Genomic DNA, 13,166 nt, shown 5'->3' with positions numbered 1-13,166 from the left:
CCGCGGCGCGCTTGCCGCGCGGCCTATCGACACCGGGAATTGGATCGGAGCCGGCGTGATAAGGGTCCGGAACGGGGATGTCAATGCGAGCGGCGGATTCGCGCCCCCGGCGATCAGGCCCGGTGATAGGGATGCCCGGCGAGAATGGTGACCGCCCGATAGAGCTGTTCTGCCAGCATGACACGCACCAGCTGGTGCGGAAACGTGGCCGTGCCGTAAGCAATCATGAGGGACGCCCGCGCCCGCACCTCGTCGCCGAGGCCGTCCGCGCCGCCAATGACGAAAACGAGGGCCGAAAGGCCGCCGTCCCGTTCGGCCGCGATGCGGCGGGCGAAGTCCTCGCTGGAGAAGTTGCGTCCGCGCGGATCGAGCACCACCAGCCCGGCTCCGGCGGGCAGCGCCGCAAGCAATGCCGTCGCTTCCTCGGCCATGCGGTCCTCGGCGCGGCGGGCGGCAGATTCGGCAATCTCGATCATGTCGCACGGACCGAGGCCCAGGGGCCGGCCGGCGGGGCGGATGCGATCCACGTAGCGGGCCACAAGGTCCCGCTCGGCGCCGGCTTTCAGCCGGCCGACACAGGCGAGGACGAGGCGCACGTCGTCACAGGCCCGCCTGGACGGAAAACCGCATCAGGAGCGGGGCGTCCCGGCCCACATCTTCTCGATGTTGTAGAAGCTGCGGACCTCGGGCTGGAAAACGTGGACGATCACGTCGTTCGCGTCGATGAGCACCCAGTCGCAGGCCGGCTGGCCTTCCACCCGAACGTGCTTGATCCCCACCGCCTTGAGCGCCTCGATGAGGTGCTCGGCAATGGCGCCCACGTGCCGCTGCGAGCGGCCGGAGGCGATCACCATGTAATCGGCGATGGAGGTCTTGCCGCGCAGGTCGATGGAGACGATGTCCTCGGACTTGTCGTCTTCCAGCCGGGCTTGGACGAGGGCGAGGATTTCCGCAGCGTCGGGAAGCGCCTCGGAAACCTTGGCGTCTGAAACCGTGGCGGGCGGTGTCATCTCAGCGGCCGCCAGAAGTGCCGTCGTGGACAGGGGTCCAAATCCTCTCGCTCAAGGCGACGGTCCAAACCGTCGCACCCCCTCAGAATGCCTGCAAATCAATGAATTTTCAAGACGTGTGGCAGACGGGCCCGTTCCGGCACGCTTACCGTGCCCCCCGGGCGGCCCGGATTCCCGTTGAAGACAGGGGGGATTTCAGCCCGTGGAGGAACACCCACGCGGGTGGCGCGCAGTCCGCCAGAAGGCGCGCCTCCTGTTCGCCGAGCCGGTAGCGCGCCAGCGCCTGCGCCGCAGGGGAGGCGGTCGCGGCGAGGCTCTGGCCCATGCGGTCGACCACCGCGATGGGCACGAGGTCGGCGATGCCGCGCCAGTGCTGCCAGCGATCGAAATGGGCGAGGTTGTCCGCCCCCATGATCCAGACGAAGCGCACGCCCGGCAGCCGCCGCACCAGATAGGCCAGCGTCTCATAGGTGTAGCGGGTGCCGATGCCGGCCTCGAAGCCGGTCACATCGATGCGCGGATGGCGCGCCACTGCGCGGGCGACGGCGATGCGCTCCTCCAGCGGCGGCAAAGCACGGTTGTCCTTCAGGGGGTTGCCCGGCGTCACCAACCACCACACCCGGTCGAGGCCGAGCCGTCGCAGGGCGAGGAGGCTCGCCGCGCGGTGCGCGTCATGGGCCGGATTGAAGCTGCCCCCGAACAGGCCGACGCGCAGCCCCGGCGTGACGAAGGGCAGACGCCGCGCGGCGCGCGGCGTCACGGGCTCCACCCCGGGGCCGGGCGACGTCACGGACGGGTCTGTCCCGACCCGTGGATGCGGTACTTGAACGAGGTGAGCTGCTCGGCGCCCACCGGCCCGCGCGCATGCATCCGCCCGGTGGCGATGCCGATCTCCGCGCCGAAGCCGAACTCGCCACCATCGGCGAACTGGGTGGAGGCGTTGTGGAGCACGATGGCGCTGTCCACCTCGGCGAGGAAGCGATCGGCCGCCGCCGCATCCTCGGTGACGATGGAATCGGTGTGGTGGGAGCCGTGCGCCTCGATATGGGCGATGGCGTCGCCCACCCCATCCACCACCTTCGCGGCGATGATGGCGTCGAGATATTCCGTGTCCCAATCCTCGGGGAGCGCCGGCTTCACGCGCGCATCCACCGCCTGCACCTCGGCATCGCCGCGAATTTCGCAGCCCGCGTCGATCAGCATCTCCACCAGCGGCTTGAGATGTGTTCCGGCGACCGAGCGGTCCACCAGCAGCGTCTCGGCGGCGCCGCAGACGCCGGTGCGGCGCATCTTGGCGTTCAGCACCACGGTCTTTGCCATGTCGAGATCGGCGGCCTTGTCCACATAAACATGATTAATGCCGTCGAGATGGGCGAACACCGGCACCCGCGCGTCACTCTGGACGCGGGCGACGAGGCTCTTGCCGCCGCGCGGCACGATCACGTCCACGGTGTTGCCGAGGCCGGCCAGCATGTGGCCCACGGCCGCGCGGTCCGGCACGCTCACGAACTGCACCGCATCCTCGGGCAGGCCGGCAGCGGTGAGCCCGGCGACGAAGGCGCGATGGATGGCGCCGGAGGAATTCAGGCTGTCCGAACCTCCACGCAGGATCACGGCATTTCCGGCCCGCAGGCACAAAGCCGCGGCGTCCGCCGTCACGTTGGGCCGGCTCTCGTAGATGACGCCGATGACGCCGAGGGGCGTGCGCACGCGCTCGATGATGAGGCCATTGGGGCGGGTCCAGCGCTCGGTGACGAGGCCGATGGGATCGGCCAGATCCGCCACCTGCTCCACGCCCGCGGCCATGGCCTCCACCCGCGCGGGGGTAAGGGTGAGCCGGTCGAGGAAGGAGCCGGTCATGCCGTCCACCTTGGCCTTGGCGACATCGATGGCGTTGGCGGCGAGGATGTCGTCAGCCGCTTCACGGATCGCCGCGGCTGCGGCCTTGAGCGCCTCCGTCTTCACCTCGGGCGCCGCGAGGGCGAGGCTGCGGGCGGCGGCGCGGGCGCGCTTGCCCATGGCCAGCATCACCCCCTCCAGCTCCGCCGGCGGCACGGGCCGGCCCGCAGTGGCGGCGGCATCGGTGCGGAGGGCGGAGGCGGTGGACATGGGAGGACTCTCGAAAGCAGGACAGGACGTTGCCCCTCATATGGGGGCGCAGGTTCTCCCTAGCACATTGCCCGCCGGGTGCGACAGGTGGGCGCGGAGGGTCAGAAGTCCTCGGGCGGCTCGTTGGGGTCCCGATCAATGGGCGGAGCTGATGGGGCGTCCTCGGCGACCTGGCGGAGATACGCGAAGGCGAGCGAGATATAGGCGGCGAGAGCGATCGCGCCAATGACAGACAGTATGCTGGAGAGGAGCCCGTTGATGAGGGCCGGGATGAACGGCATGCCGGGCGTCTCGAACGACCGCATTTCCAAGTGAAGCGGCCCGAGGGGCGTGGATTTCGTCTGCGATACGACGTGCATGTCCGTCGCCGAAAGCGAGCCGAAGAGCAACTGAACGGGGAGCACCACGACAATGACGGCCGCCAGCATGGCGAGCGAGAGGAGCAATGTGCCGCCGACGAGCCGCAAGGTATTTCCGCGCCCCAGGCGCCAGACGTCGTTCCATGGCATCGGCTGGCCGATCGACCGCGACGGCAGCCTGAGGCTCAGCCGGGTGACGACACCGATCCCGACAAGCCAAACGGCAAGCACGCCGACGAAGAGAACCAATGTCGACCCGCTTCCGATTCGGGCGAGAGCAACGATGGCAGCGATCACGGCGCCGGAGAGCATCACCAGAATGAGAGTTGCCAGAAGCAAGACAAGGGAATCGAAAAGGTATGTGAGGCCGCGAATGCCGAGCGGACCCATGGTCTCGGCATTGAAGCCGCCTGATCCACGCAGGATTTCGTTATGGGTCAGCAACGCCAGATAGATATAGGCGAAGCCCTCTACTGCGTATAGCCCGTAGATTTTCAAGAACGCCATAGTCGTTGGCGCCCGTCCGGACTGGACCACATCGCCCACCATGATGACACCGACGTAATTCCAGGCCAGGGTTCCGACCGCATAGATCAGTACCACGATCCAATGCTTGCTCAGAACAGTCAGCGTCCACCGATAGGTGAATTTGAGCGCCTCGAAGACGGGAAACTTCACGCGCTGCGCCATCGCGGGTCGCCTGTGGGAGGCGACGCGGGCGACGGGCGAAGGCGCGCCCCTCGCCCCCGCGATCACAACCGCTATCCCGCCGCACACAACCTGTCGAGCGGTTTAAGTGCCTTCCCTAGCGGTATCTCGTTGTGCTGGTGACGTTCACTCCACCCCGAGCGCCAGATCGTCCCGGTGCACCATCTCGGAGCGGCCCTTCACGCCCAGCAGCGCCTCGATCTCGGAGGTGGAGTGGCCCATGATGCGGGCGGCGTGGGTGGAATCGTAGGCGACGAGGCCGCGGCCGACTTCAGCGCCGTCGGGGCCGCGCAGTACCACGGCGTCGCCGCGGTCGAACTGGCCATCGATGCGCTTCACGCCGGCCGGCAGCAGGCTCGCCCCGCGCCGCAGCGCAGCCACTGCGCCGTCATCGAGATGCAGCGTGCCACGCGGCTCAAGCGCCCCGGCGATCCAGCTCTTGCGGGCACGCACCGGATTGGCGGAGGTGAGGAACCAAGTGCAGCGGCCGCCCTCCATGATGCGCTTGAGCGGATTCTTCACGTGGCCGGAGGCGATCACCATGTGGGTGCCGGCGGAAGTGGCGATCTTGCCGGCCTCGATCTTGGTCCGCATGCCCCCGCGCGACAGCTCGGAGCCGGCATCGCCGGCGATCGCCTCGATCTCGGCCCCGATGCGCGGCACGACCGGGATCAAGGTCGCGTTGGGGTCCTGCGCGGGCGGGGCGGTGTAAAGGCCGTCGATGTCGGAGAGCAGCACCAGCAAGTCCGCGCTCGCCATGGTGGCGACGCGGGCGGCGAGGCGGTCGTTGTCGCCGTAGCGGATCTCGGCGGTGGCGACCGTGTCATTCTCGTTGATGATGGGCACGGAGCGCAGCTCCATCAGCCGGCCGAGGGTGGAGCGCGCGTTGAGATAACGGCGGCGCTCCTCCGTGTCGCCCAGCGTCAGCAGCACCTGCCCGGCGGTGATGTTGTAGTGGCCGAGGATGTCCGCCCAGGTCTTGGAGAGCGCGATCTGCCCCACGGCGGCGGCGGCCTGGCTGTCCTCCAGCTTCAGCGGGCCCGACGGAAGTCCGAGCACGGTGCGCCCCAGCGCGATGGCGCCGGAGGAGACCACCAGCACTTCGCAGCCTTTGGCGTGCAACGCGGCAATGTCCTCCACCAGCGAGGTCAGCCAGGCAAGACGCACCCGCCCCTGCGCGCGATCGACCAGAAGGGCCGAGCCCACCTTGATGACGATGCGGCGGAAATCGGCGAAGGCTGGCGTCCTCGCCTGCGCGTCGGAAGACGCTTCAACGGCAGTTTCGGGGGAGGCGGTCTCGGGGGAAGCCATGGACTTGTGAACCGGCAAGGCACGTCAGGCGTGCGGACGGCGCACGTCGGTGCGGGAGAGATCATCCCCCTTGAAGAGGAGCGGCACGTCATGCGCCTTGGCCACGGCATAGGCCATAGCCTGCCCGATGTTCAAGCCCGGCCGTCCGCGGTCAGCCGATGGAGCGGATCCGCAAGGCGCCCTAAGGCTGCCACCCTTCCCGCGGCGCTGCCTCTTCCTTCTCGACGCCGCGCGCCTCTTCCACGACCGCAAGAAGCGCCCTGAGCGCCTCCGGCACGCCTTGACCTGAGGTGGCGGAGAGGAGCAGCGGTTTCTTCTTCGCCGCGCGCTGCAGGCGCTCCTTCTGCTGCTTGAGCAGTTCGGGCGAGAGCGCATCCACCTTGGAGAGGGCAACGATCTCCGGTTTCTCGTCGAGGCCGTTGCCATAGGCGGCAAGCTCGGCACGGACAGTCTTGTAGGCCTTGCCGGCGTGCTCGGACGTGCCGTCCACCAGATGCAGAAGCGCGCGGCAGCGCTCCACATGGCCGAGGAAACGGTCGCCGATGCCGACGCCCTCGTGGGCACCCTCGATCAGCCCGGGAATATCGGCGAGCACGAACTCGCGCCCGTCCACCCGCACCACGCCGAGGCCGGGATGCAGCGTGGTGAAGGGATAATCGGCGATCTTGGGCTTCGCCGCCGTGGTTGCCGCGAGAAAGGTGGACTTGCCGGCATTGGGCAGGCCGACGAGACCGGCGTCGGCGATGAGCTTCAACCGCAGCCAGATCCACCGCTCCTGCCCCTCGAGGCCGGGGTTGGCGCGGCGCGGCGCCTGGTTGGTGGAGGTCTTGAACTGGGCATTGCCGAAGCCGCCGTTGCCGCCCTCCAGAAGCTTGATGCGCTGGCCGACCTCGGTGAGGTCGGCGAGGATGGTCTCCTCGTCCTCATCGAGGATCTGGGTGCCGGCCGGCACCTTCAGCACCACGTCCGCGCCCTTGGCGCCGGTGCATCTGGCGCCCCTGCCGTGGTCGCCCTTCTTGGCCTTGAAATGCTGCTGGTAGCGATAGTCGATCAGCGTGTTGAGGCCGTCCACGCACTCGATCCACACGTCACCGCCCCGCCCGCCGTCGCCGCCATCGGGACCGCCGAACTCGATGAACTTCTCGCGCCGGAACGAGACGCACCCCGCCCCGCCGTCACCGGAGCGCACATAGACCTTGGCCTGATCGAGGAATTTCATGGGTTCGAGGTAGACGCGCGCAACCTGGAACGCAAGGGGAGAAACCCCCTTTGACCTTTCCCGCGCGCCGGACCAAAAGACGAACATGAGCCCGCGCACCGTCGATGTCCTCCTGCCCCTCGGCCTCGACGCCGCCTATTCCTACCTCCTGCCCGAGGGGATGGAGGTGTCGCCCGGCGACCTGGTGCAGGTGCCGCTCGGCACCAAGAGCGTCATCGGGGTGGTCTGGCCGCGCGCGCACGCAGCCGGCGGCAAGGCGGTCGAGGCCGGCAAGCTCAAGGCGGTGAAGGCCAAGCTCGATTACGTGCCGCTGCCGCCCGACCTCATCAGGCTCATCGACTGGATGGCCGACTACACGCTCGCGCCGCGCGGCATGGTGCTGCGCATGGCGCTGCGGCACGGCGAAAGCCCGGGCGCGGCGCGCGAGCGGGTTGGGGTACGGCTCACCGGCACGGCGCCGGCGCGCATGACGGCCGCCCGGGCGCGGCTTCTGGACACGCTGGCCGACGGCTTCGTGCGCGGGAAGACCGAGGCCGCTCGGGAGGCCGGTGTCTCCCCCTCCGTGGTGGACGGGCTGGTGGATGACGGTACGCTGGAAGCTGTCGTTCTGCCGCCCGAGCCCGCTGCCTACCCGCCCGATCCCGACCATTCCGTGCCCGAACTCTCCCAGCCGCAGGCGGAGGCGGCAGCGACCATGGTCGCGGCGGTGAAGGCGAAGACATTTGCCGTCCACCTGCTCGACGGCGTGACCGGCTCCGGGAAGACCGAGACCTATTTCGAGGCGGTTGCGGAAGCAATCCGCGCCGGGCGGCAGGCGCTGATCCTGCTGCCGGAAATCGCCCTCACCCAGGCCTTCCTCGACCGCTTCACCGAGCGCTTCGGCGTGAGGCCGGCGGAATGGCACTCCGGCGTGTCCACCCGGCGGCGGGCAAAGGTGCTCAACGAAGTCGCCTCTGGACAGGTGAAGGTGGTGGCGGGGGCACGCTCAGCCCTGTTCCTCCCGTTCCGGGATCTCGGCCTCATCATCGTCGATGAAGAGCACGACCCGGCCTACAAGCAGGACGATGGCGTCTGCTACCACGCCCGCGACATGGCGGTGGTGCGCGCGCGCCTCGCTTCGGCGCCCATCGTCCTCGCCTCGGCGACGCCCTCCATCGAGACAGAGGTGAATGCCCGGCGCGGACGCTACCGACGGTTGGCTTTGCCGGTGCGCTTCGGCGGTGCCAAGGTGCCCGGGCTCTCCCCCATCGACCTGCGCAAGGAAGGCCCGCCGCGCGGCCGCTGGATCGCGCCGCGGCTGGAAGCGGAGATCAACACGACGCTGGAGGCGGGCGAGCAGGCCCTCCTGTTCCTCAACCGCCGGGGCTATGCGCCGCTCACCCTGTGCCGTTCGTGCGGCCACCGGATGCGCTGCCCCTCCTGCTCCGCCTGGCTGGTGGAGCACCGCTTCCGCCGCCGTCTCACCTGCCACCATTGCGGCTATCAGGCCCCGGTTCCCGAAAAATGCCCCGCCTGCGATGCGCCGGACAGCCTTGTACCCGTCGGGCCCGGCGTGGAGCGGCTCCAGGAGGAGGTCCAGACCCTCTTTCCAAATGCCCGCGCCCTCGTCCTCTCCTCGGACCTGCTGGGCGGGGTGGAACGGATGCGCGCCGAACTCGATGCGGTCGCGAAGGGCGACGTGGATGTGGTGGTGGGCACCCAGCTCGTCGCCAAGGGCCATAATTTCCCCGGCCTCGCCTTGGTGGGCGTCATCGATGCGGATGTGGGCCTCGGCCATGGCGACCCGCGCGCCGCCGAGCGGACGTTCCAGTTGGTGCATCAGGTGGCCGGACGCGCCGGGCGCGGCAAGGCGGAGGGGCGCGGGTTTATCCAGACCCACATGCCCGAGCATCCGGTGATGCGTGCCCTGGTGACGGGCGATCGCGACGCCTTCTACGACGTGGAGATCGCCGCCCGCGAGGAGGCGCAGCTTCCGCCGTTCGGCCGCATGGCGGCGCTCATCGTCTCGGCCAGCGAGGCCCATGTGGCGGAAGGCCATGCCCGGCGCCTGATTGCCTCCGCACCCATCGTGCCGGAGGTGCGCATCCTCGGCCCGGCGGAAGCCCCCCTGGCACTGCTGCGCGGACGCCATCGCTGGCGGCTTCTGGTGCGTTCGCCGCGCAATTTTGATCTGCCGGCCTATCTGCGGGAATGGCGGTCCGTCGCACCGAAGGTGACGGGCAACATCAAGGTCGCCATCGACGTGGACCCGCAGAGCTTCCTGTGAGCGCCATGGACGACGCCATCGATCGCCCTGCCGCCCGGCTCCTCGTGCTCGACGCCGAGGACCGGCTGCTGCTGTTCCGCTTCGCTTATGCCGACGGCGCGCTGGCCGGAAACGTCTATTGGGCCCCGCCCGGAGGCGGTCTTGAGCCGGGCGAGACCTACGAGGCCGCCGCCTGCCGCGAGCTTCGGGAGGAAACAGGCCTCGCGATCGCCCACCCCGGCCCGGCCGTCGCCCATCGCGAGGTCGCGTTCATGATGCCGGACGGGCGCCCCGTGCGCTCGCGGGAGCGCTATTACCTCGTGCGCGCGCCCGGTCTCGTGGTCTCGTCGGCCGGCTGGTCGGAAGATGAGCGCAAGGCGCTGGTGCATCATGCGTGGTGGACGAGGGACGCGCTGGCCGCCCTCGCCGAGCAGGTGTGGCCGCAGGATGTCGCCGCCATGCTCGCGGAGGCCGGCCTCTGGCGGTGATGGTGCCTCAATGCCGGCACTACCGTTCCGCTTGCTCGCGGCGCGCCGTTGGGCAAAATCCGCCGCCATGCTCGCCCTCGCCGAATCAGCGGACCTCTCCCTCGCGCGGATCGACCTCCGTGGGGCGGAGCTGGAGCTTGACCCCTCCGGTGCCCTGCTCTGGCCGGACGAGCGGCTGATGGTGGTGGCGGACCTCCATCTCGAGAAAGGCTCCGCCTTCGCGCGGCGCGGCCAGATGCTGCCGCCCTATGACACACTCGACACGCTGAAGCGCCTCTCCGCCGTCGTCGCCCTGCACCAGCCGCGCATGGTGATCGCGCTGGGCGACAGCCTGCACGACCGCTGGGCGGGCGAGCGCATGGCGGACTCCCTTCGCGACGAGATCCGGCGCATCCAGACCGGCCGCACCTTCATCTGGATCGCCGGCAACCACGATCCCCTGCCCCACGACCTTGGCGGCGAGGGCACGGCCATGCTCGCCCTCGGTCCCCTTCTCTTCCGCCACGAGCCGGAAGAGGGACCCGCGCCGGGCGAGGTGTCCGGACATCTGCACCCGGCGGCGCGCGTGGTCACGCGCGGACGGGGCGTGCGGCGGCGGTGTTTCGTCACCGACGGCAGCCGCATGATCCTGCCCGCCTTCGGCGCCTACACGGGCGGGCTGAGCGTCGCCGATCCCGCCATCGCCCGGCTATTCCCGGCGCGACGCTTCACCGCCCACCTTTTGGGCGCAGGCCGAACGTATGGAATGCCTGCGTCGGCCTGCCTCTGACCTGAACGGCGCTCAGCGCCGGCGGCGGATGCGCACGTAGAGCGCGCCCTCCCCGCCATGGCGTCGTCCGGCGGATTCGAACCCGACCACCACCGCCCGGAGGTCCGGCTCCGCCAGCCACAGCGGCACCGCGCGCTTGAGCACCCCCCGCCCCTCACCGAAGGCCGGCCCGGAGCTCATCAGGCGTTCGGGATCTCCCTTGCCGGTGATGACCAGCACCAGCGAATGGCCGCTCGCCTGCGCCTCCATCAGGAACAGGCGCAGCCGGCGATGGGCGGCGGCCTGGGTAAGGCCATGCAGGTCCAGGCGCGCATCCACCTCGGCCCCGCGGGTGAGGCGGCGGCGGGTCTTCGGCTCCAGCGGGCTGAGAGGCGGTGGCGGCGGGGAAGCGGGGGCGGCGGCCCTGGGCGGGGTGCCGGCCTTGGCTTTCGTCTTCGACTTGATCTCCGGCGCCGGCTCGACGGGTGGCGGCGGCTCGGCGGCCGGCACCAAGGGCGGCGCGACAACCGGCTTTTCGGGCCGCAGGCGCTTCACCGAGCGCACCACATGGTCCCAAAGCGCACGCTCTTCCGCATCGAGCACCCGGCGGCGGCCCCGGCGACTCATGGCGCGCCCCCGGAATCCACCGGGGCGAAGCGCGGCACGAGCATGGTGAACACGCCACGATGCCGAATGCGGCCCGCCACCGCGCCCGCCGCATCGCCGGCGCCGAAAAAGAGGTCCGCCCGCGCCGGCCCGACGATGGCCGAGCCCGTATCCTGCGCGATCATCAGCCGCCGGAACGGCTCGGCGGCGCCGGGGGCAGACAGCGGCAGGTCCGCCTCCACGAAGATGGGCGTACCGTAGGTGTGGAGCTTGCGGTCCACCGCCAGCGAGCGCCCCGCCGTGAGCGAAACGCCCTGCGCGCCCATGGCACCCGCATCGACACCAAGCGTCAGGGCCTTGAAGAACGTGAAGGTCGGGTTCTCCCGCCGCAATGCGCGGCCCGCCGCGGGATCAGCCTCCATGAAGGCGCGGATGCGCGCCATGGACATCCCTTCCCGCGGCACCACCCCGCGCTGGATCAGGAGACGCCCCACCGCCACATAGGGCTGGCCGTTGAAGCCGTCATAGCCCAGCCGCAGGATGCGCCCATCCGGAAGGCGCACCCGGGCGGAACCCTGAATCTGCATGAAGAACAGGTCGATGGGGTCCTTGAGCCAGACAATCTCCAGCCCGCGCCCCGCCAAGGCGCCATCCTCGATGGCCGCGCGGTCATGATACGGCACGAGGGCGTCCCCCTCGCGGCGGAAGGCGGGGCCGGAATTGGGCGTGGCGCCGGGTCCCGTCATGAGGAGATCGTCGGGACGCCCATAGACCGGAACGTCGAAGCCGTTGCCCGGCTGGAGCGATCCTTCCAACTCCGGCTCATAGTAGCCGGTGTAGTAACCACCGTCGCCCCCGTCGGGGACCACCCTCCACGCGCGGAAATTGGCCTCGAAGAACAGGCGAGCGAGGCGCGTCGATGGTGCGGTTGGCCCCAGCCGCGCGGCGGCGGCACAGGCACGGCGCAAGCCGCGCGCGAGCGTCGGCACGGAAGGCGGGCCCACCTCCTTCGGCGGCGTCTTCAACGCCGCGCAGCTGGCGCGAAAGGTGGCGAAGGCCGCGGCATGGTCGTCGGCGGTCCAGCCGTCCAGCGCGGCAAAAGGGACGGGCTCAAGCCTGGCCCCGGCTAAGGCTGGAACGATGGGCTGGAGCGACATGGCCGGTGCGGAGATGGGCCGAGAGGCGGGGTCGGCGGCGCAGGCGGACGTTGCCACGAAGACCGCCCCCACGATCCCGGCGAGGGTCGCGCCGCGTGCGGCAACGCCGGGAGAGACGCGCCGCACGCCGGCTGTGACGGCGCGCGCCTGTGCCATGGGCTACTGTGCGGCTTCCGTGGCCACCAGCTTCCAGTTGGGGTCGCGCGTGCCGAGATCGCGGGCGAAGGTCCACACGTCGGTCACGTCGGCCACCGTGTCGGGGCTGCCGTCCACCACCGAGCCATCCGGGCCGCGGGTGACGGAAATGAGCTTCGACACGAAACGGACGGTGAGCTGCGCATTGGTCCCGCGCACCGTGACGTCCTGCAGGTCCGCCGATTCGATGGAAACGAAGCGGGATTCCATCGTCTCCTTGCGGCTTTCGCGATCGGCGATGGCAGAGACGAAACCGTCATACACGTCCTTGGCCAGGAGATCCTTGAGCTGCCGGCGATCACCTTCGGCAAAGGCGGTAACGATCATCTCGTAGGCTGCGCGGGCACCGGTGAGAAAGTGCTTGGCATCGAAATCCGGCTCGATGCGGGCGATCTCGTCGAGCGCGGCAGCGGTCGCCGATCCCTCGGCCGCGACGCCCTCCCACCGGAACGCCGGGGCCTCCACCTCGGCCGGGCCCGCGGCGGCGGGCGGCGGACCATTGCGCTCGGGCAGGGTCACGACCTTGCCCTCCGGCGCGGGCTGCGGCGGACGGGCGGTATCACGGGAATAGGGGTCGTAGGGCGGCCGTTCGCGCCCCGTCCTCTGCCCCAGCACGCTGCGCAGCCGCACGAAGATGAAGACCGCGAGGGCCAGGAAGATGATCGTATAGATATCCAGCACTGCGCTTCGCCATGCCTCTCGGGCGAGCCGGTTCTCCGGGCCGCCGGGTTGCCTCGACCAGTCACGCCCACCCCGCCGCGCGCGTTTCCGGTCCTTCAGCTTATGTACGTCGAAGCTGCCTTATCGCCAGCCCCTGCGCTTGGGAAGCGCACCTTTTCCAAGGAAGCTTAAGCCACCGCGGCCGCCCGCGCCACCTCCCGTCGCAGCGACGGACCCGACTGCGCCGCGGTTGATCCGTCACCCATCATAACGTTAGGTCATCCAAACGACCGGATTTGGGCGGGCGAGGTGATTTCACCAACGGACACAAGACAGCCTTGGAAGATGAAG

The 13,166-nt window shown here is 69.6% G+C and carries 13 protein-coding genes; 3 read left to right on the top strand and 10 right to left on the bottom strand.

Translation table 11 applies throughout. From position 1 onward, the window contains the following. Nucleotides 1-113 precede the first annotated feature (113 nt). The 7 genes from rlmH to obgE all read right to left on the bottom strand — a co-directional run bounded on the left by rlmH (nucleotide 114) and on the right by obgE (nucleotide 6,716). On the bottom strand, nucleotides 114-596 hold the full coding sequence (gene rlmH / locus ACT54R_RS23855) for a 23S rRNA (pseudouridine(1915)-N(3))-methyltransferase RlmH (protein ID WP_476331062.1): 483 nt from the start codon (nucleotides 594-596) through the stop codon (nucleotides 114-116). A 33-nt stretch (nucleotides 597-629) separates the two neighbouring features. Then, on the bottom strand, nucleotides 630-1,010 hold the full coding sequence (rsfS, locus tag ACT54R_RS23850) for a ribosome silencing factor (RefSeq protein WP_168457132.1): 381 nt from the start codon (nucleotides 1,008-1,010) through the stop codon (nucleotides 630-632). Nucleotides 1,011-1,155: 145 nt separating this feature from the next. Continuing rightward, entirely contained in the window at nucleotides 1,156-1,800 is a 645-nt protein-coding gene (locus ACT54R_RS23845; protein ID WP_476331059.1) for a nicotinate-nucleotide adenylyltransferase, read from the bottom strand. Beyond that, a complete protein-coding gene (locus ACT54R_RS23840) occupies nucleotides 1,797-3,038 on the bottom strand; it encodes a glutamate-5-semialdehyde dehydrogenase (protein ID WP_476331385.1) in 1,242 nt (413 codons plus the stop codon). The genes ACT54R_RS23845 and ACT54R_RS23840 overlap by 4 nt, the downstream gene beginning before the upstream one ends. Nucleotides 3,039-3,220: 182 nt before the next feature. Continuing rightward, on the bottom strand, nucleotides 3,221-4,168 hold the full coding sequence (locus ACT54R_RS23835; RefSeq protein WP_476331056.1) for a hypothetical protein: 948 nt from the start codon (nucleotides 4,166-4,168) through the stop codon (nucleotides 3,221-3,223). Between the two features lie 144 nt (nucleotides 4,169-4,312). Continuing rightward, entirely contained in the window at nucleotides 4,313-5,497 is a 1,185-nt protein-coding gene (gene proB, locus ACT54R_RS23830; protein ID WP_476331053.1) for a glutamate 5-kinase, read from the bottom strand. 181 nt (nucleotides 5,498-5,678) lie between these two features. After that, nucleotides 5,679-6,716, bottom strand: a complete 1,038-nt coding sequence (gene obgE / locus ACT54R_RS23825; protein WP_168457127.1) for a GTPase ObgE — start codon at nucleotides 6,714-6,716, stop codon at nucleotides 5,679-5,681. Nucleotides 6,717-6,801: 85 nt separating this feature from the next. Here obgE and ACT54R_RS23820 point away from each other — a divergent pair, with 85 nt between their 5' ends. From ACT54R_RS23820 to pdeM, 3 genes are all read left to right on the top strand, one after another. After that, nucleotides 6,802-8,982: a primosomal protein N' gene (locus ACT54R_RS23820; RefSeq protein WP_476331049.1), complete on the top strand. Its 2,181-nt coding sequence runs from the start codon at nucleotides 6,802-6,804 to the stop codon at nucleotides 8,980-8,982. A 5-nt stretch (nucleotides 8,983-8,987) separates the two neighbouring features. Further along, complete coding sequence (locus ACT54R_RS23815) at nucleotides 8,988-9,449, top strand: NUDIX hydrolase (protein WP_476331382.1); 462 nt, start codon at nucleotides 8,988-8,990, stop codon at nucleotides 9,447-9,449. A gap of 67 nt (nucleotides 9,450-9,516) precedes the next feature. Further along, nucleotides 9,517-10,218 (top strand): ligase-associated DNA damage response endonuclease PdeM, encoded by a 702-nt coding sequence (gene pdeM, locus ACT54R_RS23810; protein WP_476331046.1) that lies wholly within the window; start codon nucleotides 9,517-9,519, stop codon nucleotides 10,216-10,218. Nucleotides 10,219-10,230: 12 nt separating this feature from the next. Here pdeM and ACT54R_RS23805 read toward each other — a convergent pair whose 3' ends face one another. The 3 genes from ACT54R_RS23805 to ACT54R_RS23795 are packed head-to-tail and all read right to left on the bottom strand — an operon-like array spanning nucleotide 10,231 to nucleotide 12,833. Continuing rightward, a complete protein-coding gene (locus tag ACT54R_RS23805) occupies nucleotides 10,231-10,824 on the bottom strand; it encodes a Smr/MutS family protein (RefSeq protein WP_476331043.1) in 594 nt (197 codons plus the stop codon). Further along, nucleotides 10,821-12,116 carry a murein transglycosylase A gene (gene mltA, locus ACT54R_RS23800; RefSeq protein WP_476331040.1) on the bottom strand — a complete coding sequence of 432 codons (1,296 nt, stop codon included), beginning with the start codon at nucleotides 12,114-12,116 and terminating at the stop codon, nucleotides 10,821-10,823. The genes ACT54R_RS23805 and mltA overlap by 4 nt, the downstream gene beginning before the upstream one ends. Nucleotides 12,117-12,119: 3 nt before the next feature. Then, nucleotides 12,120-12,833, bottom strand: coding sequence for a Tim44/TimA family putative adaptor protein (locus tag ACT54R_RS23795; RefSeq protein WP_168457672.1), 714 nt, complete (start codon nucleotides 12,831-12,833; stop codon nucleotides 12,120-12,122). Nucleotides 12,834-13,166 lie beyond the last annotated feature (333 nt).

Source organism: Xanthobacter sp. DMC47, assembly GCF_056313845.1.
Note: the sequence above shows the minus strand (reverse complement) of the source record. Positions and strands in the feature narration are given on the sequence as shown.

Bases quoted from the DNA above. Each gene is read 5' to 3' on its own strand.
- rsfS (WP_168457132.1), bottom strand. From the start codon at position 1,010: ATGACACCGCCCGCCACGGTTTCAGACGCCAAGGTTTCCGAGGCGCTT.
- ACT54R_RS23840 (WP_476331385.1), bottom strand. From the start codon at position 3,038: ATGCTGGCCATGGGCAAGCGCGCCCGCGCCGCCGCCCGCAGCCTCGCC.
- ACT54R_RS23835 (WP_476331056.1), bottom strand. From the start codon at position 4,168: ATGGCGCAGCGCGTGAAGTTTCCCGTCTTCGAGGCGCTCAAATTCACC.
- proB (WP_476331053.1), bottom strand. From the start codon at position 5,497: ATGGCTTCCCCCGAGACCGCCTCCCCCGAAACTGCCGTTGAAGCGTCT.
- obgE (WP_168457127.1), bottom strand. From the start codon at position 6,716: ATGAAATTCCTCGATCAGGCCAAGGTCTATGTGCGCTCCGGTGACGGC.
- ACT54R_RS23820 (WP_476331049.1), top strand. From the start codon at position 6,802: ATGAGCCCGCGCACCGTCGATGTCCTCCTGCCCCTCGGCCTCGACGCC.
- ACT54R_RS23815 (WP_476331382.1), top strand. From the start codon at position 8,988: ATGGACGACGCCATCGATCGCCCTGCCGCCCGGCTCCTCGTGCTCGAC.
- pdeM (WP_476331046.1), top strand. From the start codon at position 9,517: ATGCTCGCCCTCGCCGAATCAGCGGACCTCTCCCTCGCGCGGATCGAC.
- ACT54R_RS23805 (WP_476331043.1), bottom strand. From the start codon at position 10,824: ATGAGTCGCCGGGGCCGCCGCCGGGTGCTCGATGCGGAAGAGCGTGCG.
- mltA (WP_476331040.1), bottom strand. From the start codon at position 12,116: ATGGCACAGGCGCGCGCCGTCACAGCCGGCGTGCGGCGCGTCTCTCCC.